The 25,469-nt window shown below is 67.9% G+C and carries 21 protein-coding genes; 11 read left to right on the top strand and 10 right to left on the bottom strand.

Annotation, left to right across the window (positions count from 1 at the left end; translation table 11 throughout):
- Window positions 1–124 precede the first annotated feature (124 nt).
- Genes ABZ824_RS20470 through ABZ824_RS20455 form a run of 4 tightly spaced genes read left to right on the top strand, consistent with a single transcriptional unit; the run spans window position 125 to window position 4,625 of the window.
- On the top strand, window positions 125–1,537 hold the full coding sequence (locus tag ABZ824_RS20470) for an MFS transporter (protein WP_356964758.1): 1,413 nt from the start codon (window positions 125–127) through the stop codon (window positions 1,535–1,537).
- A 46-nt stretch (window positions 1,538–1,583) separates the two neighbouring features.
- Window positions 1,584–2,243 carry a response regulator transcription factor gene (locus ABZ824_RS20465; protein WP_195084845.1) on the top strand — a complete coding sequence of 220 codons (660 nt, stop codon included), beginning with the start codon at window positions 1,584–1,586 and terminating at the stop codon, window positions 2,241–2,243.
- A gap of 28 nt (window positions 2,244–2,271) precedes the next feature.
- On the top strand, window positions 2,272–3,693 hold the full coding sequence (locus tag ABZ824_RS20460) for a HAMP domain-containing sensor histidine kinase (protein ID WP_356964757.1): 1,422 nt from the start codon (window positions 2,272–2,274) through the stop codon (window positions 3,691–3,693).
- The gene (locus tag ABZ824_RS20455; protein WP_356964755.1) at window positions 3,690–4,625 is read left to right on the top strand and encodes a TAXI family TRAP transporter solute-binding subunit; all 936 of its coding nucleotides are present in this window, start codon (window positions 3,690–3,692) and stop codon (window positions 4,623–4,625) included. Before ABZ824_RS20460 ends, ABZ824_RS20455 begins: the two co-directional genes overlap by 4 nt.
- 5 nt (window positions 4,626–4,630) lie before the next feature.
- Here ABZ824_RS20455 and ABZ824_RS20450 read toward each other — a convergent pair whose 3' ends face one another.
- Window positions 4,631–4,954 carry a metal-sensitive transcriptional regulator gene (locus ABZ824_RS20450; RefSeq protein ID WP_355076219.1) on the bottom strand — a complete coding sequence of 108 codons (324 nt, stop codon included), beginning with the start codon at window positions 4,952–4,954 and terminating at the stop codon, window positions 4,631–4,633.
- A 197-nt stretch (window positions 4,955–5,151) separates the two neighbouring features.
- Between ABZ824_RS20450 and ABZ824_RS20445 the strand changes: the two genes are divergently transcribed.
- Together ABZ824_RS20445 and ABZ824_RS20440 are read left to right on the top strand one after the other, a co-directional pair.
- Window positions 5,152–5,961 (top strand): S-methyl-5'-thioadenosine phosphorylase, encoded by an 810-nt coding sequence (locus tag ABZ824_RS20445; RefSeq protein WP_356964754.1) that lies wholly within the window; start codon window positions 5,152–5,154, stop codon window positions 5,959–5,961.
- A 5-nt stretch (window positions 5,962–5,966) separates the two neighbouring features.
- Window positions 5,967–6,956, top strand: coding sequence for an NAD-dependent epimerase/dehydratase family protein (locus ABZ824_RS20440; protein WP_356964753.1), 990 nt, complete (start codon window positions 5,967–5,969; stop codon window positions 6,954–6,956).
- 1 nt (window position 6,957) lies between these two features.
- On the opposite strand, the gene ABZ824_RS20435 is transcribed toward ABZ824_RS20440, so the two are convergent.
- The gene (locus ABZ824_RS20435; protein WP_356964751.1) at window positions 6,958–7,239 is read right to left on the bottom strand and encodes a hypothetical protein; all 282 of its coding nucleotides are present in this window, start codon (window positions 7,237–7,239) and stop codon (window positions 6,958–6,960) included.
- Between the two features lie 137 nt (window positions 7,240–7,376).
- Between ABZ824_RS20435 and ABZ824_RS20430 the strand changes: the two genes are divergently transcribed.
- On the top strand, window positions 7,377–7,937 hold the full coding sequence (locus tag ABZ824_RS20430; protein WP_355076227.1) for an NAD(P)H-dependent oxidoreductase: 561 nt from the start codon (window positions 7,377–7,379) through the stop codon (window positions 7,935–7,937).
- Window positions 7,938–7,952: 15 nt separating this feature from the next.
- On the opposite strand, the gene eccE is transcribed toward ABZ824_RS20430, so the two are convergent.
- The gene (gene eccE, locus ABZ824_RS20425) at window positions 7,953–9,596 is read right to left on the bottom strand and encodes a type VII secretion protein EccE (protein WP_356964749.1); all 1,644 of its coding nucleotides are present in this window, start codon (window positions 9,594–9,596) and stop codon (window positions 7,953–7,955) included.
- A gap of 112 nt (window positions 9,597–9,708) precedes the next feature.
- Between eccE and eccB the strand changes: the two genes are divergently transcribed.
- Window positions 9,709–11,190 carry a type VII secretion protein EccB gene (eccB, locus tag ABZ824_RS20420; protein WP_356964748.1) on the top strand — a complete coding sequence of 494 codons (1,482 nt, stop codon included), beginning with the start codon at window positions 9,709–9,711 and terminating at the stop codon, window positions 11,188–11,190.
- Between the two features lie 213 nt (window positions 11,191–11,403).
- Window positions 11,404–11,526 (top strand): hypothetical protein, encoded by a 123-nt coding sequence (locus ABZ824_RS20415; RefSeq protein WP_356964747.1) that lies wholly within the window; start codon window positions 11,404–11,406, stop codon window positions 11,524–11,526.
- A gap of 113 nt (window positions 11,527–11,639) precedes the next feature.
- Here ABZ824_RS20415 and mycP read toward each other — a convergent pair whose 3' ends face one another.
- Both mycP and eccD read right to left on the bottom strand, forming a co-directional pair.
- Complete coding sequence (gene mycP, locus ABZ824_RS20410; RefSeq protein ID WP_356964745.1) at window positions 11,640–13,103, bottom strand: type VII secretion-associated serine protease mycosin; 1,464 nt, start codon at window positions 13,101–13,103, stop codon at window positions 11,640–11,642.
- A 10-nt stretch (window positions 13,104–13,113) separates the two neighbouring features.
- A complete protein-coding gene (eccD, locus tag ABZ824_RS20405; protein ID WP_356964744.1) occupies window positions 13,114–14,580 on the bottom strand; it encodes a type VII secretion integral membrane protein EccD in 1,467 nt (488 codons plus the stop codon).
- Window positions 14,581–14,750: 170 nt separating this feature from the next.
- Here eccD and eccCa point away from each other — a divergent pair, with 170 nt between their 5' ends.
- Window positions 14,751–18,782 carry a type VII secretion protein EccCa gene (gene eccCa, locus ABZ824_RS20400; protein WP_355076241.1) on the top strand — a complete coding sequence of 1,344 codons (4,032 nt, stop codon included), beginning with the start codon at window positions 14,751–14,753 and terminating at the stop codon, window positions 18,780–18,782.
- Complete coding sequence (locus ABZ824_RS20395) at window positions 18,782–20,209, top strand: type VII secretion-associated protein (protein ID WP_356964743.1); 1,428 nt, start codon at window positions 18,782–18,784, stop codon at window positions 20,207–20,209. Before eccCa ends, ABZ824_RS20395 begins: the two co-directional genes overlap by 1 nt.
- Window positions 20,210–20,310: 101 nt before the next feature.
- On the opposite strand, the gene ABZ824_RS20390 is transcribed toward ABZ824_RS20395, so the two are convergent.
- The 5 genes from ABZ824_RS20390 to ABZ824_RS20370 all read right to left on the bottom strand — a co-directional run bounded on the left by ABZ824_RS20390 (window position 20,311) and on the right by ABZ824_RS20370 (window position 25,421).
- Window positions 20,311–20,613 (bottom strand): WXG100 family type VII secretion target, encoded by a 303-nt coding sequence (locus ABZ824_RS20390; protein ID WP_355076245.1) that lies wholly within the window; start codon window positions 20,611–20,613, stop codon window positions 20,311–20,313.
- Between the two features lie 36 nt (window positions 20,614–20,649).
- A complete protein-coding gene (locus tag ABZ824_RS20385; RefSeq protein WP_039795679.1) occupies window positions 20,650–20,967 on the bottom strand; it encodes a WXG100 family type VII secretion target in 318 nt (105 codons plus the stop codon).
- Window positions 20,968–21,377: 410 nt separating this feature from the next.
- Window positions 21,378–22,913, bottom strand: a complete 1,536-nt coding sequence (locus ABZ824_RS20380; protein ID WP_356964741.1) for a serine/threonine-protein kinase — start codon at window positions 22,911–22,913, stop codon at window positions 21,378–21,380.
- Window positions 22,914–22,995: 82 nt separating this feature from the next.
- Complete coding sequence (locus tag ABZ824_RS20375; protein WP_356964739.1) at window positions 22,996–24,225, bottom strand: hypothetical protein; 1,230 nt, start codon at window positions 24,223–24,225, stop codon at window positions 22,996–22,998.
- Window positions 24,222–25,421, bottom strand: coding sequence for a hypothetical protein (locus ABZ824_RS20370; RefSeq protein WP_356964738.1), 1,200 nt, complete (start codon window positions 25,419–25,421; stop codon window positions 24,222–24,224). Before ABZ824_RS20370 ends, ABZ824_RS20375 begins: the two co-directional genes overlap by 4 nt.
- Window positions 25,422–25,469 lie beyond the last annotated feature (48 nt).

Below are 25,469 nucleotides of genomic sequence, written 5' to 3'. Positions count from 1 at the left end.
CGGTTTTGTTTCCGGCGATCGTCCTAAGGGACTGTTAGGAAGCTTCGAGAGCCATTTCGCGCGCGTGTGACTGTCGACACACTGATCTACGACGACGTGATGAGGCGTCGGAGAAGGAGATGTTGTGACTACGACACAGCCCGTCGGCGAGCGCCGGGTGGTCGCGAATGTTCTGCGCGGATCCATCGGCAATCTCGTCGAGTGGTACGACTGGTATGTCTACGCCGCGTTCAGCGTGTACTTCGCGAAGACGTTCTTCCCGAAGGACGATCCGACCGCCCAACTGTTGTCCACCGCCGCCGTGTTCGCGGTCGGCTTCCTGATGCGCCCGATCGGCGGGTGGGCACTGGGTCGGTACGCCGACCGGTTCGGCAGGCGCTCGGCCCTGACCCTGTCGGTGACCGTGATGGCCGCCGGTTCGCTGATGATCGCGGCGACGCCGGGTTCCCAGACCATCGGCCTGGCCGCTCCGGCTCTGTTGCTGGTCGCCCGGCTGCTGCAGGGGTTGTCGGTCGGCGGCGAATACGCCACCAGTGCGACGTATCTGTCCGAGGTGGCCTCGGCGGGCAGGCGCGGGTTCTACTCGAGCTTCCAATACGTGACCCTGGTGGCAGGACAGCTCGTCGCGCTCGGGGTGCAGATCGTACTGCAACAGTTCCTCGACGCCGGCCAGATGAACGCGTGGGGCTGGCGGATCCCATTCGTGATCGGCGCCGCCGGTGCGCTGATCGTGATGTGGTTGCGGCGCGGCATGGACGAGTCCGAGCAGTTCCGCGCCGAATCCGGACAGCGGCCGAAGAAGACCGCGACCGCCGCCGCGACGGCCGCCGAGGTGCGGGAATCGCGTGGCTCCCTGCGGATCCTGTTGCAGTACCCCCGCGAATGCCTGCTGGTCGTCGGGTTGACGCTGGGCGGAACGGTCGCGTTCTACACGTACACGACCTACATGCAGAAGTTCATGATCAACACTTCCGGCATCTCCAAGTCGACCGTGGCGTGGATCAACTTCATCGCGCTGCTGGTCTTCGTGGTGCTGCAACCGCTGGCGGGGGCGCTGTCGGACCGGATCGGCCGACGCAAGCTGCTCATCTTCTTCGGCGTGGCGGGCACCTTGCTGACCGTGCCGATCATGACGGTGCTCGCACGCACCACCAATCCGGTCGCCGCGTGGGGTCTGATGATGGCGGCGCTGGTGATCATCACGGGATACACCTCGATCAACGCGATCGTGAAGGCCGAGCTGTTCCCGACGAAGATCCGCGCGCTCGGCGTAGGGCTGCCCTATGCCTTGACCGTCGCGATCTTCGGCGGCACCGCCGAGACGATCGCGCTCGCGCTGAAGAAGGGCGGCCACGAGTCGCTGTACTTCTGGTATGTCGCAGGCTGCATCGCCGTCTCGCTGATCACCTACTACTTCATGCGGGAGACCTCGGCCTCGTCGGCGATCGACGCGGCCGAGCCCACCGCGAGCGCCGACACCGGGTCCGGCGCCGCGGGGGCCGAGCCGGGTCGGCCGATGGTCACCGTGCGTGACTGACCGACCGGCACACGCGCCGGTCCGCCCACTGTGGGAGGATCGGCGCGTGCGGCTTGCGGTGGTCGAGGACGACGACGGCGTGGGAGACGCGCTGGTCGAGGCGCTCAACGCCCGTGGCTACCGCGCCGAACGCAAGCGCCGCGGCGCGGATCTGCTGATCGCGCACCGCGACTACGACGCCGTGATTCTGGATCTCGGACTGCCCGACGGCGACGGTCTGCAGGTGTTGCGGCGACTGCGCGAGGTGAGTTCGGTTCCGGTGCTGATCCTGACCGCGCGCAGTGACGAACGCTCGATCGTGCGAGGCTTGCGCGGTGGAGCCGACGACTATCTGGTGAAGCCGCCGCGCATCGCGGAACTCGTCGCGCGGCTGGAGACGGTCACCAGGCGGGCGGCCGCGGCGGCCCGACAGGCGCAGTCGGTGATCGTCACCGGTGACGTGCGGGTCGATCTCGGCGCCCGCGTTGTCGAGGTGGCCGGGGAGCCGGTATCGCTGACTCAGAAGGAATTCGAGCTGGTCGAGGCGCTGGTGGAACGGCCGGGGGCCGCGGTGAGCCGTCAGCAGTTGATGGACCGCATCTGGGGTGACGCCTTCGTCGCGGTCTCGCGTTCGCTGGACGTGCACATGACGGGCTTGCGGGCGAAACTCAACCGGCCCGGCCTGATCACCACCATCCGCGGGTACGGGTATCGGTGGGGGCAGTGAGCGCGGTCCGGCGGGCCGGAGGTATGCCATGCGGCGTCGCTTGCTGGTCGCGCTGACACTGTTCGCGGCCATCGCGGTGCTGGCGTTCGCGGTGCCGCTGTCGCTGACCATCGCCACCAGCCGCACCCAGCAGCTGGTGCTCGCGCGCTCGGGGGACGCCGACCGCTTCGCCACCCTCGCCGACAACGCGGTCACCGCGGGGGACAGCCGTGCGCTGGCCGACGAGGTGCTGCGCTATCACGAGCTGTACGGCGAGAACGTGCTCGTGGTCGACGCCAGGGGTGCGCCGACGGTGAACGCGGGCGCGGACATGGACGATCCCGGCATCGTCGCGGCGGTGGCGGCCGCGCGCCGCAATCAGCGTCCGCACGCGGTGGACAAGCTGACGCCGTGGGGCGCGCCGAGCATGCTGGTCGCGCGGCCGGTCGGCACCGGCGTGCAGGTGAATGGGGCCGTGGTGATCGAGGCGTCGACGGCCCGTGCTCGCGGTGACATCGCGCGGGACTGGGCGGTGATCGTGCTCGGCGGCGTGGTCGCGATGGCGCTGTTCGTGCTGCTGGCGGTGACGATCGGCCGCTGGGTGCTGCGGCCGCTCGCGGCGCTGTCGCACGGTGTGGCGGAGTTGACCGCGACGCTGCCCAAGCCGCGCGCCGACACCGTCGCGCCGGTATCGATCGCGGGCCGCTACGGCGGGCCGCCGGAGATGCGGGCGCTGGCCGAGTCGTTCGACGCGATGGCGCTGGCCGTGGCCGATTCGGCGGACGCGCAGCGCCAGCTGGTCGCCGACACCGCACACGCGATGCGCAATCCACTGGCCGCCCTGACCATCCGCCTCGATTCCCTGGAACCGGCGATCCCGGCGAGCGCGGCGAGCATCTTCCACAACGCGGGCGCCGAGGTGGAGCGGCTCACCGCGTTGCTCGACGGCCTGCTCAGCTTGGCCGTCGCCGAGACCCCGGCGGCATTCGACGTCGCCCGCACGGCCGAGGGCGACGACCAGTGCGACGCCGTGCAAGTGATCGCCGACCGATTCGACGCCTGGTGCTCGGCATTCGAGGCGGCCGGACAGCAATTGCGGGTGGCGGCCGTGGCCGGGCCTGCCGACGTCGCGGTCCCGGCCGACGTGCTCGCGCAGATTCTCGACGTGCCGCTGAGCAATGCGACACGCTATGCGGGCGCGGGCGCGCACATCGATCTGGTCGTCGCGACCGAGCCGGGCTGGGTCACGGTGACCGTCCGCGACGACGGCAGCGGTGTTCCTCCCGCTGAGCTCGACAAGCTGACCACCCGTTTCTTCCGCGGTTCGGCCGCGGGGGCCGGTGGCTCCGGGCTGGGCCTGCCGATCGCCGCCGCACTGGCGCAGGCGCGCGGCGGAGTGCTCACCGTGGCCGCGGTGCGTCCGCATGGTCTGGCGGTCTCGGTGCGCCTACCCGAGGCGGAGGCCCGATGACCGGCCGGGAGCCGATCGTCCGGCGCGGCGTCGGTCGGCGCGGCTTCCTCGCGTTGGCCGTCGCGGCGGGGCTCGCGGGTTGTGGGCCGGGCGGCCGGGGCGCCACCGCGCGGCTGGCGTCCGGCGAGGTCGGCGGCTTCTATCACGCCTTCGCGGGGTTGCTCGGCCTCGCCGCCGAAAACGCCGGGGGTGTGCGGATCGAGCGGGTCACCACCTCGGGTTCGCAGGACAATCTGGCGTTGCTGGCGCGCGGTGAGGTCGATGCCGCGCTCGCGCTCGCGGATTCGGTGCGCGACAGCGCCGATCAGGTGTTCGCGCTGGGCCGGGTGTACGAGAACTACCTGCAGTTGGTCGTGCGGGCGGACAGCCCGATCGGTTCGGTCGCGGATCTGCGGGGAACGCGGGTGAGTCTGGGCGCGGAGGGATCGGGCGCGGCCTTGACCGGCGAACGGATATTGCGCGTCGCGGGGCTCGACCCGAGCGCCGACGTCGCGATCGCCCATCGCCCCTTGGCGCAAGCGGTGGCCGCCCTGACCGCTGGCGACGTGGACGCGCTGTTGTGGGCGGGCGGCGTGCCGACGGCACGGCTCGCGGTGCCGAGCCGGATGCGGCTCGTGGACATGGGCGAACTGGCCGCGCCGATGCGGGACCGGTTCGGGCCGGTATACGACCGGGTGGCGATCCCCGCGGATGCCTATCCGGGCGGGGTCTCGGTGCACACCATCGGGGTGGCGAATCTCTTGCTGGCCGCGGGCAGTATGTCCGAGGAGGTGGCCGCGGCCATCGTCGAACTACTGGTGTGGCACGCCGACGCGCTGGTGCCCACCGAGGCGGCGGGCACCCAATTCCTCGACGGCCGGTCGCTGATCAGCACCGGCCCGATTCCGCTGCACCCGGGAGCTGCCGCGGTCTATCGCCGCTGGCACGGATAGTTCCGTCAGGACCTGACCAAGCGGGCGATGGCGTCGGTCGCTTCCTTGATCTTGGCCTCGGCCTCCGGGCCACCCGCGACGGCCGCGTCCACGACGCAGTGGCTGATGTGATCCTCCAGCAGGCCCATCGCGACCGCTTGCAGGGCTTTGGTCATGGCGGACACCTGAGTGAGGATGTCGATGCAGTACTTCTCCTCCTCGACCATCCGCTGCAGACCGCGCGCTTGACCCTCGATGCGCCGCAGCCGCTTGAGGTAGTCGTCCTTGGCGGTGATGTAGCCGTGCGCGGCGTGGTCGGCCGCCGTGTGGTCGTGGGGGGAAGCTGCCACCGATGTCTCCTCGCTGCCTGCCGGTCGCCGGAACCGGATCAATACCCCCCTAGGGTACAGTTCCGGGGGCTTCTTGTCAGGTCGGGCCGCATGGTGCGGCAGACCCCGCTCGGTCGGAACGGTCCGTGTTCCGCCGGAAAGCAGGGTAACGCGGATCCCGGCGCGCGACGGCCACCCAGGGACGAGACAATTGAGGTATGAGTTCGCACCCCCGGCCCGCGCTCGCCGTCATCGGCGGCAGCGGCTTCTACGATTTCTTCGACAACGAGGCGACCATCGTCGAGGTCGACACCCCCTATGGTGCACCGAGCGCGGGCATCGCCGTCGGAGAGGTGGAGGGGCGGCCGGTGGCGTTCCTGCCGCGCCACGGCAAGAATCACGAATTCGCGCCGCACACCTTGCCCTACCGGGCCAATCTGTGGGCCCTGCGTTCGCTGGGCGTGCGCCGTATCTTCGCGCCTTGTGCCGTCGGCAGCCTGCGGGCGGACTGGGGCCCCGGCACGGTCGCGGTGCCCGATCAGCTGGTCGACCGGACCTCCGGTCGTCCGCAGACCTACTTCGACGGCGGCGGCATCCACGTGTCCTTCGCCGACCCGTACTGCGAGGAACTGCGGGCCGCGGCCATCAAGGCCGAGTCCGAGGAACTGCACATGATGCACGCGGCCACGATGGTCGTGGTCGAGGGACCGCGCTTCTCCACCCGCGCCGAGAGCCGGTGGTTCGCCGCCCAGGGCTGGGAGCTGGTGAACATGACCGGCCACCCGGAGGCGGTGCTCGCCCGCGAACTCGAGATGTGCTACGCGGCCGTCGCCCTCGTCACCGATCTGGACGCCGGTCTGGAGGAGGGCGAGGGAGTGCGCGCCGTCGACGTCTTCGCCGAGTTCAAGCGAAACCTCGTGCCCTTCAAGGAGCTCGTCCGTCGCGCGGTGGCCGCGGTCGACGGCACCGACACCTGCGACAAGTGCCGTGTCCACGCGGACGTGTCGCTGCCGTTCGAATTGCCCTGAGTCCGATGCGGGTGCTGGTCACCGGAGCGGCCGGGTTCCTCGGCGGGCACCTGCGCCGTGCGCTGCTCGCCGCGGGACACCAGGTGACCGGGGTGGACCTGCTTCGCGACCACGGGCCGGACGCACGACCACCGGAAGGGGTCGAGCGGGTGGACGTGCGCGACGCCGAAGGGCTCGCACCCCTCTTGGACGGAGTGGACGTGGTCTGCCACTTCGCGGGTGTCACCGCGGGCGCGCTGGCCGCCGACTTCGCCTCGCACAACGATGTCGGGACCGCCGTGCTGCTCGGTGCCATGGAGCGGGCGCGAGTCGGCCGCTTGGTGCTCGCCTCGTCCGTCGCGGTCTACGGCGAAGGCCGCTATCGCGGCGTGCAGAGCGGCCCGTTCTTCCCCAACCTGCGTCGCAGGGCCGACCTCGACCGAGGCATGTTCGATCATCGCGCTCCGCACACCGGCGAGATCTTGACGTGGGAGCCGGTCGGCGAGGACGCGCCGCTGCGTCCGCGCGGTCCCTATGCGGCGAGCAAAGTCGCGCAAGAGAATTACGCGCTCGCCTGGGGATTGGCGACCGGTGGTGCGGTGACCGCCCTGCGAATGCACAACGTGTACGGCGCGGGAGCGCGGGCCGGGCTGGTGGGGTGGTTGCACGCCGAGCTGGCACAGGGCCGCGCGCCGCAGGTGTTCGAAGACGGCGGACAGATCCGGGATTTCGTGCACGTGCGCGACGCGGTCGCGGCCACCGTCGCGGCGGTCGAGCGTGCGCTGCCCGGTTTCGTCGCGCTGAACATCGCCTCGGGGCAGCCGATCACGGTGTGGGAAGTGGCCTCGATCATGTCGCGCGCCCGCAGTGGCCCCGCGCCGGTGGTAACCGGCCGATACCGCATCGGCGACGTCCGGCATTTCGTCGCGGACCCGGAAAAGGCGAGACGGGTATTGGATTTCACCGCCTCGGTGGCGCCGGCGCAGGGTCTGGCCGAGTTCGCGGTCACCGACTGAATCAGGCACCCGGATCGCCGGATGCGGCTCGGTGCGGCGCGAATGCCTCCGGGTGGGCGGTCGACCATTGCTCGAAGGTGCGCGGAGGCCGGCCGGTCACCTGCTCGACGGTGCGCGGAGGCCGGCCGGTCACCTGCTCGACGGTCGGATAGAGCGTCGCCTCATCCAGCCTGCCGCCACGAAGAAACCGAGAAACGCGTCGACGTACTCCCGCGGAGTGGTGGCGGCCGGCTGCCTCGGTCTCGTCGTCGAGTTCGCGCGCCACCAGCGGTCGGTTCAGCACCGTGGCGAGTGCCGCGACCTGCTCCGCCGGTCGCGGGGTATCCGGTGTTCCTGGTATCGGGCACTCGTGAACGGCGGGAGGTGCTCTGGAGCGCGCCGGTACGCGGTGGCCGGCGGGGCCCGAGTTAGGCTCGCGCGGTGGATACCCCGTTGCGGCTCGAGGTCATCGTGGCCAGTGTGCGTCCGGAGCGGTTCGCGCCGGTGGTCGCGGACTGGTTTCTACGTACCGTGCGCGCTCGTCCCGAATTCGATGTCGGCGTGATCGATCTCGCGCATACGCCGTTGCCGGTCGAACTCACCGACAACGAGGAGACCGCGGCCTATCGCACGCGATTGCGGGACGCGGACGCGTTCGTCGTCGTCACTTCGGAGTACAACCACGGTTATCCGGCGTCGCTGAAGACGGCGTTCGACACCGCGAAGCACGAGTGGCGCGCGAAGCCCATCGCTTTCGTCTCCTACGGCGGCCTGTCCGGTGGTTTGCGTGCGGTGGAGCAGTTGCGGCAAGTGGTCGCCGAGATCCATATGGTGTCGGTTCGCGAGACGGTCAGTTTCCACCAGGCCAAGAAGCGGTTCGACGAGACTGGCGACACCCGCGACGGGGCCGCCATCGACGCCGCGGAACGAATGTTGCGTCAATTGGCCTGGTGGGCACGTACTTTGCGAGCAGCTCGGACGGCCGATCCGTACCCCGGTTAGCGCTATCGCGCTCGCTCACTGCGGTTGCATCGCGCGTCGGCCGCGCGGCTGACCGATGTAGGTCGCCTCGCTCGGGATGGACACCAGCGTCAGGTCGACCTGTGCCGTGCCGGTGCGCAACACCACGTGGTTGCCGATCGCGCCGGGCTGGTGAATGGCGAGGTCGGGGCGGGCGGCGGGCCAGCCCATCGGATCGCCCGTGACGTAGATGGTGGTGACGCCCGCGTGCGGGGCAGGCGCGAGCACCCCGTCCACCACCGTGGCGGTGAATCCCGCGTCGGACTGGTGGGTTTCGATCGCGATGGTCAGGCGCTCCGGATTGCCGATGGTGGTGACCAGGTTCTCCCAGGCCCGTGCTCGGTCGGTGCGGATGAGGATCCGTTCGCCGACCGCGAGCGCCCGGAAAACCAGCTGCTGCGCCAGGTACAGCTCGCCGGCGACATACACCGTGGAGATGCCCGCGCCGACGATGCGAGCCGCCACGCCGTTGCCTTCGTCATCGGAACCGATCAGCTGGCCGCAGCCGGAGGAGGGCAGGTGCAGATCGTCGACGATGTCGATCAGGTGCTCGATCATCGGAATGGTGTCGTCCACGCCGGGGACCGCGAGCGGCAGGTGGGCCAGCAGCCCGTCGCGGTGGCGTCCGTTCATCGAGATCATGCCCGGCAGCTCGGAGCGTTCGGGCAGTTCCCGTGCGGTCAGCCGCCAGGCGGCGCCGATGCTCACCGAGTCGGCGGAACTGCCGGGGCGCAGCCGAACCGCCACCGTCGTGCCGCGTGATGGGGCCACCCAGAGCTGGGCGAGCAGGTCCGATTCGAGTCGCTTGGGATCCAACGCGCTGCCGATGTTCACGCTGTTGCCGATTTCCGCGTAGCGCCAGCTGTGTTCGAGCGTGCGCGGATCGTAGCCGCCGGTGATCTGCAGGACCGCCTTGCGGATCTCGGGCGCGGTGAGGATGCGCGCGTTGCAGTCGGCATCCTCGAGCGTGCGCATGATGCGCTGGGTGGCGATGGTGACCGCGCGCGACGCGCCTTCGGCTCCGCCGCCGCGCCGGTCGGTGGCCTCCGGGCAGGCCACCGCGTCGAAACCGATCGCCAGCCACACCGTGCGGTGCGCGGTGGCGGGCAGCGGGCCCAGCAGCGATTCGTAGATCTTGCCCGCGGGCGTGCCGGAACGGCTGCGATGCCCGTGGCTGATGATGTCGATGCCGCTGAGCAGGATGTCGTGCTGGTTCAAGCATTTCGCCAGCTCCGCCAGCGGAAGCAGGTGCGAGGCGTGCACCGTGGTGCGGGCGATCCTGGTCAGCCCGCCGGGGGGAGGCAGTACCTCGACCACCGTCACCACGCGGCTGCCGTCCCAGTACAGGCCGAGCGAGCGACCATCGGTGCCGCGGAAATCGACGGTGTCGCCGAGTTCGTAGTCCCGGTGCGTGAGGTAGCGCCACCAGGTCGCGATCCAGTCCAGCACAGTGCGTCCGGCGACCGGAATCAGCGGAATAAGCGCGACGACCACCGCCACGCCGAGCGCGGGAAGCCCCGGCAAACCGGCGAACAGCGCGACGACCGCGGCGATCAGCCCGATGATCTGGGCGATCAGCAGGTTCCGCATCGAGACGCGCCCGAAAAGCGGTCGTGGTCCCGCACCGGCCGGTTCCGCCATCGTCGTCCCCCAAGTACCCGATATCGGCCGGTTCGCCGCGGCCGAGCTGAACAACAGTCCCCGGGAACTGTACTGTGTTCGGCGAACGCGAGCACTGTTCGGGGGAGGAATAATGGCTTCGAAACCCACCACTCGCTGGCAGGTCAGCGGTTACCGCTTTCTGGTCCGGCGGATGGAGCACGCCTTGGTGCGCAGGGATGTGCGAATGCTGCACGACCCCATGCGTTCCCAGTCCCGCGCGTACGCGGCCGGTCTGATCCTGGCGTGTGTCGCACTGGCCGGGTGCGGCGTGCTCGCGTTGCTCCGCCCGCAGGACAAGATCGGTGACGCCAAGATCCTGATCGGCAAGGATTCCGGCGCCGTCTACGCGGTGATCGATAACGTGGTGCACCCGGCTCTCAACCTCGCCTCGGCCCGCCTGGCCGTGGGTGAGGCCGCCAAGCCCGCGACCGTGAAGGAGTCCGAACTCGGAAAGAAGCCGCGCGGCCAATTGATCGGCATCCCAGGCGCTCCCGGCTCGCTGCCCTTCGACAAGGAGGGGAAGGGGCGCGCATGGACGGTGTGCGACACCCTGCAGCTCGACGGCACCAACAAGGCAACCACTTCGGTGCTCATCGGGGACCTGGAACTCGGCGCCAAGGCTTCGGCGATGGAGTCGGGTAACGCCTTGCTCGTCAAGGGCAAGGACGCGACTTACCTCGTCTACGACAACAAGCGTGCCCGCGTCGACATGAACAACAACGCGGTGACCGAGGCGCTGCGCATTCGCAATGTGGCACCACGGCCGATCAGCGAAGGCTTGCTCAATGCGATACCCGAGGTGCAGCGAATCGAAGTGCCGCACATCGACGATCGAGGCGCGCAGCCGACATACACCATCGGTGATCATCGGATCGGCGAGGTGGTGCAAGACGCCGCGACGAAGCAGTACTTCGTGGTGCTGCAAGACGGCAGGCAGGAAATCTCCCAGCTGACGGCCAACATCATCCTGAACTCCGACCCGGCGGCGGGCCGGAATCCCACGATCATCCCGTACGAGAAGAGCCAATCGCCCGTATCGACGGCGCTGCCGGTGAAGGACTATCCGGCCACCGCGCCCGCGCTCGTGCAGATCAAGGATCGGCCGGTCAGCTGTCTGTCGTGGAAGCCGATCGCCGCCGCGGAGGGCAGCGGTGGCAATCATGCTGCGCTTTCGCTGATCACCGGCGTGGGTCTGCCGATGAGGGATGACGCTCGCCTGGTGCCGCTGGCCCAAGCCGACGGTGACGGCCCGAACGTGGACTCGGTCTACTTCAAGCCCGGTTCCGGCGCCTTCGTTCAGGGCACCGGCATCGAGCCGGACAGTCAGCGCAAGGACAGCGTGTTCTATGTCGCCGACACTGGTGTCCGCTACGGCATCAAGGATGCCGAGGCGGTCAAAGCGCTCGGCATGAGTTCGGATTCCGGCGTGCGGCAACCCGAACCGGCGCCATGGCCCATCGTCGGCCTGCTTGCCTCCGGGCCGACTCTCAGCCGTCAGGACGCGATGGTGGCTCACGACGGCGTCGCGCCGGACGCCAACCCGGCGAAAGAGCTTGTCAAAAATACGAATTGAGTTCGGGCGCGCCTGAGTTCGCTATTGATGTCGCTTCCGGTACTCTCCGACCCGGCGAGAGGGAGTCTCGCCGCAGAAAGGGAGGGATTCACTGGAATGAAACACGTCGCATACAAACTGGCGATCGCTATCACTGCCGCATTCGTGGTCGGCACCGTCGCCGCGTCGACTGCCGCAACCGCAACCGCTGAACCGATACGTACCAAACACGGCATGACCTATAAGGAATGCATGATCACCGGCAAGGACAGTTTCCGGCGGATGTACGGTAAGGAAGCGGTCTGCGTCGAAGACGGCTACGGGTACTACAAATTGGAGCCCGCGCGCGGTCAGTAACTCCGCGGCGTCATCTCGTTTTCGAGATCGTTGAAGCATGGTGGAGAACTGATAATTGTGGCCTGTCGTTCGACGGGCCACAATTGTTTCATCGTGCGGTTATCGAGTCTTTCTCACTGGTCCTCGCGGATGCCGAATCTGCGGCGGATCGGGAACGAGGCGAGCATGCCCAACACCAGTAGTATCGCGACGCTGCCGCTGCCGATCAGCGCTACGTTTCGCGCCCGATTGTCGGGTGGCGGGGCCGGTGACGGAACCTGCAATCGCACACTCGAAGCTGCCGAGGGTCGCTTGGGCGGCAGCGTTTTCGGCACTTCGGCGGTCAGGGCGGCGATCGGATCGACGGCACCGTAACCGATGTAAGGGTTCCACCCCTCCGCCGGGGCATGGGCGGTGGCCTCGATGCGCTTGATGACCTCCAGCGCGCTCAGTTCCGGGAAACGAGCCCGCACTAGAGCGGCTACACCGGAAACCAACGGGGTGGCGAAACTGGTGCCTTGAATCGGCCCGAGCTTTCCCGCTTGTTGGACGCTGCCGAGTTGGACCGCGGTTCCTTTGCTGTTCGGGTCGTTGAACAGTGGATCGAGGGAAGTGATGTTCTCGCCGGGAGCCGCCACGCCGAGCCATGGCCCGGGCACGGTGAACGTAGACGGTTGGCCGTTTCCGTTGATGGAACCGACAGAGAGCACATAATCGTCATAGCGGGCTGGTGATACGTTCAAGTTCACCTTGCTCCATGGGTCGGCCGCTGGGTCGAGCGGGTCGATCACCGGATTGGTGCCCTTGCAGTCTGTACTCTCATCGAGGTTGCCTGCTGCGACCACCACGACCACGTCCTTCTCGATCGCGGCGTACCGGACCGCGGCACCCAGTTCGGTATCTTCGAAAGGCGCAGAAGTCGGCCTGCACGCGACTTCGGAGATATTGATGACGGTAGCTCCCATGTCCGCCGCGCGGCGGATCGCCGACGCCATGGTGCGAGTGGTGCCGTATCCCTGGGGTAGCGCATCGGGCCCTTTGTCCCGATTTGCTCCCTCCTTCTGATACAGCTTGCTGGTCTGGCGGATAGTGAGGATTCGCGCCTCGGGGGCGACCCCGGAGAAGCCCTGACCGTCGACCTCTGTCGCCGCGATCAGCCCCGCGACCAACGTCCCATGCGCATCGCAATCCTCGGTTCCGTCGCTATTGCTCACATAGTCGCCGCCCGCGATCAACCCCGGCAGGCGCGGATGGCGCGCGACACCGGTGTCGATGACTGCGACGAGTTGACCTGCGCCCTTGGAGAATCGCCAGGCGTGCTGCAAGTCGAGGGAGCGTTGTGCGTCCGGGGTCGAGGGTCCGTTGCCTCCCGAACCGGTACTGACGCACGGAGTATTGGACGCCCGCTCGGTCTTGTCCGGCGGAGCGGCCGGTTCGCCCGGTGGCGGTGCTGTGTTCGGGCTCACGGTGGGCTTCTCGGCGTGCGCATCCGGAATTCCGGCAGTCGCACCGACGGAGACGCTGAGCGCCAACACGCAGACCGCCGTGCTCAACCGAACCGCTCGGAAACAACTGTCGACCCGCTGTTTCGAACTCATCGCTCCGAGCTCACAGCCCGCGAACGATGGCGTAGAGGTCCGCCACCCAGAAGACCAATGGCAGGACCGTGGCGACGAATGTGTACTCGAGCAGTTCGACGCCGCGGCGCATCGGTGGGGTGGCCGACTGGTTCGGGATGATGATGCCGAGGATCAGCGCCGCGATCAGGACCACCATCGCCGCGCCGAACACGGCCAACGGCTGGTGCATCGCGAAACCCGCGCCGACCAACATGATCAGCACGATGCCCGCGCCACCGGAGATGAGAACGACGGCCTGTTCCGCGCCCGCGTAGGTGCGGCTGCGGAACATCAGCACCACGGCGCAGACCAGGGCGAGCGCGATGCCCGGCCAGTACGGGTCGTCGGAGGCCGGGTCGGTGGCGCCGAGCGCGCCGACGACGGTGACCAGCGTGGTCGCCGCGACCAGGCCCGCGAGGTACATGCGGGCGCGTTCCGACTTCACCCGCAGCACCTCCATGGTCGGCAGCGCGCGATGATCGTCGGGGTCGTCCTCGGTCGGATCGATCGGGGTGCCCGGCGAAGGCACCGGTGGCAGTGGCAATTTCGCCAGCAGCATGGACACTCGCGGGGCCAGGGACAGGCCGCCGAGCCCGAGCGCCGCCGCGCCGGCGCCGATCGCCCGCCCCGGCTGGTCGGTGAGCAGGCCGACCAGCGCCGCGGGCACCGCGTAGGTGGCGAGCGCGGCCCCGCCGATGAACAACGCGAGCCCCACGCCGGTAACCCGCCACGCCAGAATCGCCGTCGCCCCGGCCAGGACCGATCCGAGCAGGATGTGCGCCCAGCCGTAATCGTCCGGCACGTAGAGCATTCCCGCGCTGAACGCCGCGGGCAGCGCGCAGCCGCCGAGCACAAGCGCGGTGCCGTTGTCGCCGTACATCCTGCTCAGCACCATCGCGGTGACGACGAGCAGGATCGCGACCACCAGCGCGATCGAACCGCCGACCCCGATCGGCAGCGAGGCGGGGGACAGCAGCAGCCCGAGACAGCCGACGATCATGGTGAGCGCCGCGAGCACCGAGCCGGTGATCCGCGCGACCCGAGGGGTCCAGCTGCGGTAATGGTCGGCGTCGGCGATCGCGACGTTGTACATGATGTCGTCGAACAGCGGTGTCGGCGCGGTGTGCGAAGCGCTCTCCAGCATCAGCAGTTCGCCGTCGCGGACGCCGTGCTCGCCGAGGCTGAGCGAGTTGGAGAACGGCGGATGGCCGATCCGGGCGAGCACCCACTCCGCGGGCTCGTAACGCTCGCCCTCGTTGTCGAAGTCGTTGGAGCGGCTGTGCTGGGCGACCATGTCGACCACGCTCGGAATCACCAGCGCGACCGGCACGTCGACCGGTATGGCCATGTCGACTTGAGTGTGCTTGGCCAGAATCGTCACCCGGGCGAGGTCGGGGGCGCGGACGATCCCGCGCGAGGATTCTTCGTCGATGTGGTCAAGTCGCGCGTGCGTCAAGCTTCCCCCAACTCGGTCTTCTACCTCGTGATTCCACGACTCGGCGGGCCGGGGGCGAGCTTGCGAACCCTCGGTCCGGGCAGCAGAATGCTGGTCGAACTGTACGACATGTCGGCTGTGACCTCTACACTGAGGCCGAATCACAGCTGGCCGAAGGGGGAATCTCGTCGATGAGCACTGTCCGCTTCCAGCGCCGTGCGCGCCGCGAGATGCCAAGGACGCCCGGCGGCGAGGTCACGCTGCAACCCCCGCCCGAAATCCCCCGGGTCACACCGGGAAACCTCGTCCTGAAGCTCATGCCCGCCGTGATGGTGATCGGCATGGTCGGCATGATGGCCCTGATGTTCACCCAGGGCGGCGGCATCGCCTCCAACCCGATGAGCATGATGTTCCCGCTCATGATGGTGTTCTCGATGGTCGGCATGTTCGCGGGCCAGGGTGGGGGCAAGGGGCAGAAGGCCGCCGAGGCCAACGAGGATCGCAAGGACTATCTGCGCTACCTCGACCAGGTGCGCAAGGACGTCGACGAGACCGCCGCTCAGCAGCGCGCTTCCGTCGAATGGAGCCACCCGGAGCCGGAACTGGTCTGGATGCTCGCGGGCACCAGCCGCATGTGGGAACGCCGCGCGGGGGACAAGGACTTCTGCCACGCGCGCATCGGTCTCGGCGGCCAGCGCCTTGCCACCAGACTGGTCGCTCCTGAGACCGGTCCGGTCGAGGAGCTCGAGCCGATCGCCGCGGTCTCGCTGCGCCGCTTCGTGCGCGCCCATTCGACCGTGCCCGATCTGCCGACCGCCATCGCGGTCAAGGGCTTCGCCACCATCGCGCTGGACGGCGACCGCGGCCAGGCGCGCGACATGACCCGCGCGATGCTGGTGCAGCTGTGCATGTTCCAGGCTCCCGACCAGGTGCTCGTCGCGGTCGTCTGCGGGCCGGACACCGCGCCGGAGTGGGAGTGGACCAAGTGGCTCCCGCACACCCAGCACCCCGACGCGCAGGACGGCATCGGCACCCAGCGCATGTTCTACGGCTCGATCCGGGAGGCGATGGCGGGGTTGCATCCGTTGCTCGGCAACCGGGTCCGATACTCGCGCAACCAGCCCGCCAACGCGAACATGGTGCATATCGTCATCGTGGTCGACGGCGGTCTGCTCGAGGCCGAGGACGATCAGTTGCGCGAATCCGGCTACGAGGGCGTCACCATCATCGACCTGTGCGGCTACGCGCCGCGCCTGGCGGTGTCGCGCGGCATCAAGATGATCGTCGAGAACGGCGAGTGCGTCGGCCGCGGCGCGACCGGCAATCAGGAGCGGTTCGCGCTGATCGACCGGATCAGCCCCGAGCAGGCGCAGCAGGTGGCGCGCAGGCTGGCCCCGTACCGTGCCGCCACGCAGCGCAGCAGCGACGTGGAAACCGATGACGCCGACGTGATCTCGACGTGGGCGCAGCTGATGGGCCTCGGTGACATCGGCACTTTCAACCCGGAGCACGCGTGGCGGCCGCGCTACGGACGGGAACGCCTGCGCGTCCCGTTCGGTGTGGGCGCCGATGGCCTTCCGGTGGAACTGGACATCAAGGAGGCCGCCGAGAACGGCATGGGCCCGCACGGCCTGTGCATCGGCGCCACCGGCTCCGGTAAGTCGGAGTTCCTGCGCACCCTCGTGCTCAGCTTGCTGGCCACGCACTCGCCAGACCAGCTGAACCTGGTGCTGGTCGACTTCAAAGGCGGGGCGACGTTCCTCGGTTTGGAGGGCGTTCCGCACGTCGCCGCCGTCATCACCAACTTGGAGGAAGAGGCCGATCTCGTCGACCGCATGAAGGACGCCCTGGCCGGTGAGATGAACCGCCGCCAGGAAGTGCTGCGCGCGGCGGGCAACTTCGCCAACGTCTTGGAGTACGAGAAGGCCAGGGCCGCGGGCGCCGACCTGGACCCGCTGCCCGCACTGTTCGTGGTGCTCGACGAGTTCTCCGAACTGCTCACTCAGCACCCGGATTTCGCAGAGTTGTTCGTCATGATCGGCCGCCTCGGCCGCTCGCTGCACGTGCATCTGCTGCTCGCCTCGCAGCGACTGGAGGAAGGCAAGCTCAAGGGCCTGGAATCCCACCTGTCCTATCGGATCGGCCTGAAGACGTTCTCCGCCAACGAATCTCGTCAGGTGCTCGGTGTGCCGGACGCCTACAACCTGCCGAACAATCCCGGTGGCGGCTACCTGAAGGCCGACTCCGGAGAGATCCAGCGTTTCCAGGCTTCCTATGTCTCCGGCGCGTATGTCGGCGGTGGCTCGCAGCGCGACATGACCGTTGCCACGCAGTCCGGTGAAATCGATGTCAGGGCACGCGCGTTCACCGCTACCCATGTCGACTTCCGGGCGGCGGACCGCGTTCCGCTGCCGCCCGAACCGAGCCTGGAACCGGAACAGGACGAGGACGGTGAGCAGCTGTCCAACCTGAACATGCTGGTCGCGCGGATCCGCGGCCACGGCCGCCCGGCGCACGAGATCTGGCTGCCGCCGCTGGACGAGGCGCCGACGCTCGACCAGCTCGTCCCGCGCTCCGTTCTCACCGGCGAATACTCCCCGGTGTCCACGCTGCGTGCCCCGATCGGCATCGTCGACCGCCCATACGACCAGCGTCGCGACCCGATGGTCATCGACCTGTCCGGCGCCCGCGGCAATGTCGCCATCGTCGGTGGCCCGCAGTCCGGCAAGTCGACGGCGCTGCGCACACTCATCATGGCGATGTCGTTGACGCACACCGCCGAACAGGTGCAGTTCTACTGCCTCGACTTCGGTGGCGGCACCCTGGCGAGCCTGCAAGGGCTGCCGCACGTCGGCTCGGTGGCCAGCCGGTTGGACGAGGACCAGGTCCGCCGCACCATCGCGGAGATGACCACCATCGTCCGGCAGCGCGAGGCGCGCTTCCGCCAGCTCGGCATCGAATCGATGACCGATTTCCGCAGGCTGCGCGCGATGGACCCGGCCGCTAGCCCAGGCGCCGCGGGCGCGCACGAGGATCCGTTCGGCGACGTCTTCCTGGTGATCGACGGTTTCAGCTCGATCCGCCAGGACTTCGAGATGCTCGAGCAGACCATCATGAACCTCGCCGTGCAGGGTCTGTCCTACGGTGTGCACGTGGTCATCGCGCTGAACCGCTGGGCGGAGGCGCGGCCCGCGCTCAAGGATCAGATCGGCACCAGGATCGAGTTGCGCCTCGGTGATCCGATGGACTCCGATCTGGGCCGCAAGTTCGCCTCACTGGTTCCCCAGGGGCGGCCGGGCCGCGGTATGACCCCGGAGTGCCTGCACATGCTGACCGGCTTGCCCCGCATCGACGGCAGCTCCGACCCGACCGACCTCACCCAGGCCGTCGCGGACGCGGTCGCCGCCATCGCCAGGCTGACGCCGGGCCGGCACGCGCCGCAGGTCCGCATGCTGCCCGAACAGCTCCCGCGCGAGCAACTGCTGTATCTGGCGGGCGATTGGCCCGCCCAGGTCGACCCGAATGCGAAGTGCCTGCGAATCCCGTTCGGCATCAACGAGTCCGAGCTCGCGCCGGTCTACATCGACTTCGTGGAGAGCCCGCACTTCATCATCATCGGCGACACCGAATCGGGAAAGACGACGCTGCTGCGTTCGCTGATCGAGGGCATCGCCGCGTCGAACACCCCCGATCAGGCTCGCTTCATCATCGGCGACTACCGCCGCGGCATGCTCGGACTGGTTCCGGAGGGCTATCTCGCGGGCTATGGTTCCACGGCGCCGCAGTTCACCCAGAACATGAACGACCTGGCCGCGTATGTCGGCAAGCGCACGCCGGGATCGGACGTCACGCCGCAGCAGTTGCGGGATCGTTCGTGGTGGAGTGGGCCGGAGTTGTACGTCATCATCGACGATTACGATCTGGTCGCCACCTCCGCGGGCAACCCGGTCCAAGCGCTGCTCGAACATCTGCCACACGCCCGAGACCTCGGCTTCCACGTGATCATCGCCCGGCGCTCGGGTGGTGCGAGCAGGGCGATGTTCGAGGCGACGTTGGCTCGAATGCGTGATCTGGGCTCGGCGGGCCTGATCCTGAGCTGCAGCAAGGACGAGGGCGTCCTGATGGGCACCAAGCGACCGAGCCCGATGCCGCCGGGCCGAGGCACCTACGTCACCCGTAATGTCGAGGGCCTGGTCCAGACGGCGTGGATGCCGTTGCCCTGATGTCCGAGGTCGAGCTCGTCGTCACCGAGGCGCGTATCTGGGCGCGTGGCGCCGACACGCACTGGGACGCGCCGCCGTCGGTGGTCCTGGGCAGCAATGGCTTCGACCTCGTCGTGGGGCAATCGCTGAGCCCGCCTACCCACGTCGGTTCGGTGGTGCAATTCGTGCCCGCCGATGCCATAGCTTTGCCACCCCGCACACCCTCGGTGGTGGACGCGATGAGCGCCGTTTTCGCGAGTGCGCTCGAGCATCTTCGTGTCGATACTCCGTGTGCCCGGATGACGTTGGTCTGCCCGACCGAATGGGGCGCGGCCCGTCGTGGCGTGCTGGCTCAGGCGGCGCGCCGTGTGGCCTCGGATGTCGTGTTCGAGGACATCGCGGTCCGTTCGGTCGCGTCGGACGAGGGCACCAGCCACAGTCGGCGAACGCTGGTACTGGAGTTCGGCACGCTGGCCACCACGGCGTCGGCGGTCATCCGAAGCCATCGCGGCGTGCATATCGAATCCTGTGAGCACGAGCCGACACTCGCGTTGGCCGAGATCGAGAGCGGATCCGCGGGCTTCGCCGCTCTGTGCAGCCTGATCACTCGGTTGCTCGACAGCGGCCCGATCGACCTCGTGCAAGTGGCGGCTCTCAGTGATACCAGAAAACTGGACTTGCTCCGTGAGGCGGTCCAGCAGTCCATAGGTGCCGATGTCGAGCTGCGTGCGGTCGCCGGTCCCGATCTCGTCCGGGGGCGGCGGACCGAGGCACGCGAAGTCCACGCCGCGCAGACACAGTGGATGCGACCGCTTCGCGAGCGTGCCGCGACACGACAGCCTCGATATGGCGCCGCGCGTATCGCGATCGCCGCGATCGCGGCCGTGGTGGTCGTCGCGTTGACGATCGTCGGTGCGGTTGTCTTGTCCGGTCGCCGCGCCGAAGAGACGGTAGCGGCGCCCAGCACGGAAGCGGCGTCGCCGACCGCCGCACCGCCGCCGGTCGGCCCGCCGGCCGAGGCGGCACCGGAGGCCTTCGGCCGAATCCGATTCCGTGTCCCTCCCGGCTGGCGTATTGCCCAGTCGTCTGACACGGGCCGCGCTCGTGTCGATTTGGTACCCGATGATGCTGCGCGGCAGCGAATTACGGTAATGCAGGCGCCGCTGACGGCGTCCTCCAGTTACGCGCAGGTCGCGGCGAGGCTGGAAGCGCAGATCGCGCAGCGTCCGCCAGGGGTGCTGACCGACTTGCAGCAGGATGTGATGTTCGGTGGCCGTTCCGGCTTGGCCTACCTGGAACATCCCGGAGACGGATCAACCGTTCGCTGGCATGTTCTGTTGGAGTTCGGAATTCAGCTGAGTATCGGTTGCCAGTACGCAGGAGACGAATGGGGGCAATTGGAAGCCCCGTGCTCGCATTTCGGGGATACGGTCCGCGTGGTGCCGTGATGGGCGCGGGCACGCATACCTAGCGGACCCCACCGCGGCGCAAAACGATTCGAGCCCCCGGCACCGAAGTACCGGGGGCTCGAATCAGCCGAGACGGGATCTCAGAAGAGGCCCGCCAGCGCGGTGTCGGTACCCTGCAGGTCAGAGTTGCCACTGCTGACCAGCTTGCCCGCGCTTTCCAGCGTGGTGTTCAGCTGGGTGACCTGCGTGTTCCACTGGGCCTGCAGCGAGGCGAACGCGTCGTTCGCGTCACCCTTCCAGTAGTTGGTCACGAAGTCGGTGACCTGCTTGTGGAAATCTTCGAGCATGGTCATGACGCTGCGCGCTTCGGACACGATGGCCTGGGCGCCCGCCTCGACCTCGCCGAAGTTCGAAGCAATCCGACCGGGATCGTTCGCTACCATGGGGAGCTCCTTGTTGTCTGTGGTTCGGCTATCGGATCAGGGAAGGTCCAGGCTGGAGGCCTGCGCGGCCACCTGCTGGGCGAACTGCTGGTCCTGATCGGCGAACTTCCGTCCGGCGTGGGCGAGCTTGTCCGACGTCTGGTCCAGCTGGTCGTTCAGCTTCCGCGCCTGGGCGAAGTAGCTGTCCATGAACGTGTCGAACGCCTGACGAGCCGCACCGCTCCAGGTGGCGGTGGTCTGATCCGACTTGCTGTTCAGTGCGGTGATCGCGGTTTGCAGATCCTGGTGCCGCTGCCGGCAGTTGTCCACAAACTTCGAGATCGCCTCTTCGCTCGCTTCGAGCTGTCCTGCCATTTCGGCTCCTTTCGGTTCCCGTCTCGGCCAACGGCGGAAGCCTCAGTTGGCCTGTACATCTGATTGGACGCGGTGCGGGTCTGATCGGTTCCATCCGACTCGAGAAAGTTCGGCATTCGCCCCACGGGATCAGGGCCCTGCGCCCCTCAGCCCGGCTCGTCCGTAGTTTCGGCGGCCGCGCACGGGCCTGCTCGGAAGACCACGATGCGATCCGGGTCTGCATGACTTGTAACGCCAGCGCTCGGCTCCCCTCCTTCCCCCTGCTCGCTGCTGTAATGATCGGCGAGTGGGCTGGCTGCGGTACACCTTACCGAACGCCTAAGTCCGCCGCTACCAGCAGAATGACGAAATCCGGTGGTCGCGCGAACCGAAAACCCTACGAAGGCTTGGATTCAGCGGACGCGACCGAATCACTTCACGCGATTGCGCAGCACCGGCACCAGACGGTCGAGCAACGTCTGCTGGGACGACTCGCTCCAGTCGCGGACCGCGGCGACGGCCGCGGGATCGTCCAGCGGAATCACCGTGGCACGGGTGCCCGCCACTTGGTACGGAAGGCCGAGCAGTCCACCGCCGCCGGCCTTTTCGTCGCTGCGCACGGCCAGCACGTAGCCGTCCGCCGCTACTTCCAGCCGGTTGGTTCCGGTCAGTTCGCGAGGCGATGCCTCGTCGCCCGCGCGCCGGTAGTTGAGGTTGTAGACGAATCCGAGATTCTGCAGGAACTCGGTTTGCGGGGTGCCGCCGAGGAAGATCGAGACCTGCGAGCCGCGCGGCACGTCGACCATCGTGATCGTCTTGCCCCGGAATACCGGGTTGTCCGCTCGCGCCCGGTCCAGCGGCGACAGCGCTGCCGTGCTGCTCGGCGTGGCGACAGCGGGATCGGGTGCTTGCTCCTCGCGATTAGACGCCCAAATGCCGATCCCCGCGGCGAGTGCGACGGCCACTACGCCCGCGGCCGCCGCGAGCAGCCAGTTCTTGCGCGCGGGTCGTGCGGCGGCGCTCCCTTGACCGGAGACGGCCACTCGGGGGTCGGTCCCCGGCCGCGGATCGAATACCTGGATGGGATAGGTCGGGGAGGTGTTGGTGGCGACGGGGTTGTAGCCGGGAATGAGGGCGCTCGCCGCCGCATCGGTGAATCCGCGGCAGCTGTTGAATCTTTCGGCCGGGTTCTTCGCCATGGCGCGGGCGAAAACGTGGTCGATGGCGGGCGGCAGGCCGGGGTTGACGGCGGTGGCCAGCGGCGGGGGCTCGTGAAGATGCCCCATCATCACCAGCGCGGGTTGGGTTCCCGGGTAAGGGTTGCGCGCGGTGAGCAATTTGAAGAACGAGCACGCGAGGCTGTAGACGTCGGCGCGGTGGTCGAGCGGGCTGCCGGTGAGCTGCTCGGGCGGGGCGTAGGCGATGGTCGCGACGAAACTACCGGTCTGCGTGAGTTCGGTGGTGTCGTCATTGGCTTTCGCCACGCCGAAATCGGTGAGCAGCACGCGCTCTTCCTCGCCGTCGGCGGGCGCGGACAGCAGGAAATTCGCCGGTTTCACATCGCGGTGCAGCAAGCCCTTGCGGTGCGCGTAGTCGAGTCCTTTGCCGACTTCGGTCGTGATACGCAGTGCGCGAAGCGGATTCATCGCATGCGGGTCGCGGGCCAGTTCGGCGGCGGCATCGGTGCCGTCCACGTATTGCATGGCGATCCACAACTGGCCGTGTTCTTCACCGCGGTTGTAGACCGAGACGATGTTCGGATGATCCAGTCCGGCGGCGAGATTGGCTTCACGCTCGAAGCGGGTACGGAACTCGTAGTCGCGGCTGAGTTCGCCGCCGAGCACCTTCAGCGCGTCGGTCCTGGGCAGGCTGGGATGTTTGGCCAGATACACCGTGCCCATGCCGCCCGCGCCGAGCACCCGCATGATGCGGTACCCGCCGACAATGGTCCCGGGGCTCATCGCCATGTGCACGATCTCCTGACTCCACGCGGGCCGCTGGCGTTCGCCACGCAGCATACTCGACCGAATTCGCGACGAAAGTGCGGCATTATCGGCTGTTCGCGAAAACGGAATACTGTGCGGCGGCGCGTTGTTGCGCGTCCAGCAGTTGATTCGCCGCGACGAATCCGACGTATTCCTTATACGCGACGACGCAGGTGAATCGCCTGTCGTCGAAAAGTCCGCTCCGGTTCTCCACGCACGCCGAATCGGGCAGGTGCTGCGGGGGATCGGCCGGACCCGCAACCACTGTGGGGGTGATGCGTTCCGCGGCGATCCGCCGGGCCGTTTCCTGGTTCGGCGTGCGGATCACCAATGTGTCTCCGGAGACGGCGAATTTCTCGGCCCCCATCGCCGTGAAACGTTGTTTCGCGTAATCGAGGTCTTCGGCGTATTGTATGATGCCGCGCAGGCCGAACAAGGCGTGCGAATCGTCGTAGCTGGGCGATTGGACGCCGGCCGGATTCAGGGTGCGGCTCAGCAGATGATCGGGATCCCAAGGCAACCGCAGCATCTCCTCCTCGGTCAGCGGAGCCAGCTGATCGAGCAGTGGAAGCTGAACGTCGTACGCCTTTTCCGCGAGAGTGACGAGGGCGTTGCGGTCGGGAGCGTTGGCCGAGACGAGGAACGCCACCACGTAGGAGCCGTGCGCGAGCGTCGCGCGCAGGAAGGGCGAGCCGGGGCGCCAGTGCGCTCGCGCCTGCGGCTGCCGCGGCAGCGTGACCGGCTCGTTCTGGTCGCGGTAGGCGCCGAGGTCGGCGTCGTAGAACTCGTTCGCGGCCTGACGGGCGCGGTCCGGGTCGGGAAACTGCATGACGATCGTGCCGATCGTGGTGGAATTGGGCCGGGGCTTGGCCGGCCACCCGGAGGCGATCAGGCTGACATTCTGATCCGATCCGTTGGTGTGGAACCCGTACATCATGCGGTTGCGTTCCGCGATCGGTCGCATGTCCTCCTGGCGACCGAGTTCACCGGGCAGCGTTCCCTTGCTGATACTCGACGGCGTCCAGCTGTACTTCATCCTGGGATCGATGTCGTAGGCCGAGGCGACGTGATCGGCCAGCCGCATGGCGGCGACCTTTCCCATGTCGATGAACAGTGGTTGATAGTCGTCGTCGTGCGCGTTCGGCGGCTCGGTGGGGTAGTTGCCGGTGTCGAGACCGCGAATATCGATCTCACCCGGCCGCGCGGTTCCCGCGAGCGTCGAACCACAGCCGGTGACGATCGTGGCGGCCAGCGTGCACGCGAGAGCGACAGCGGCGGTGCGGAATCCTGTCATGCGGCATTCACCAACAATGCGTACTGGGCGGAGATGCGTTGCTGTGCGTCGAGCAGCTGATGCGACCAAGCGAACGCGGCGTAGCGGTCGTAGGACACCGAACAATAGAACCGGACGACGACCGTCTCGTTGCCGATGTACTCCTTGCACTGGGCAGCGGGAAGGCCCTTCGGTGACTCGGCTCCGCGGAATTTCTTCGTGAGTCCGCCGAGTTCCTCGCGTAGTCGTGCGGCCGAGTCGGCGTCGCGCGCGCGGAACAGATGGGTTCCGTCGGCGGCGTACCGATCCACTCCCGCCGCTTCGATGATCCGGCGGTCGTCGGCCGAATCGATGGTGAAGTGCAGCGCGCCGCGCTCGGTGTACGCGCCGGGCGGGTCGATCCAGGAGTCTTCCCTGGGGCGCGGCAGCGCCCGGTTCAGCATGCCGTCGATATCGACCGGCAATGTCATCAGCTGGTCGACGGGCGTGGGCGTGAACCGGCCGATCGCCGGGACCACGGTGTCCAGGCTCTTCTCGACCAGGGCGAGCAGTTCGGCGAGATCGACTTTCTCCAGGTAGACCTTCACATAGTCGTAGACCCAGGTGTAGACGACGAATTTACCCGTGGCGAACCACGATCCGATCGACTGATCCGTGGGTTGCCAATGCGCGTGCGCCGCTGGGTACTTCGCGACCTGGACGGGCGTGTTGCGGTTGTTGGCCTCGAAGTCGACGCGTTCCAGGGCCGCCGCCGCGGCCGCCGCCTTCTGCTCGTCCGGGAAGATCATGACGGCGTTGACCAGGTCGGTGCCCCGGTTGTCCGGCGCATTGCCCGCGTTGCTGAAGAATCCCGCGACGAAATCCGGCGCCGCCTCGGCGAACCGGGAGACGTCCATGATCCGCCCGAGCGCGTTCTTCGGCTCGATGAACACCTTGGACAAGGACGGATTCTGGAAGACGAACCCGGGGTCGATGTCCGAGGGCGGCGGGAGGAAGTTCGCGAGCCGCTCCGCCTCGATCATGCGCGCCTGCTCGGGATTCTTCGCTGTTCCGTACGCGCGCGGCGTCGTCGCGTAATTGCCCACGTCGAGCTGCGCCAGATCGACGGGCTGCGCGGACTTGTCCGTTCCGGCCGCCGGGCCGCCGCACGCGCCGCCCCCGAGGGCTACGGCGCAGGCCAGCACCAGGGCACCGGCGGTTCGGATCGGTCTCGACATCGCGCCGTGCTGCACTCTTCCCTCCCCTGACTGCGGTAGTTGCGCCGG

Source organism: Nocardia sp. NPDC047038 (assembly GCF_040644075.1).
Lineage (GTDB): Bacteria > Actinomycetota > Actinomycetes > Mycobacteriales > Mycobacteriaceae > Nocardia > Nocardia sichangensis.
This window is presented reverse-complemented; position numbering and strand designations above follow the sequence as displayed.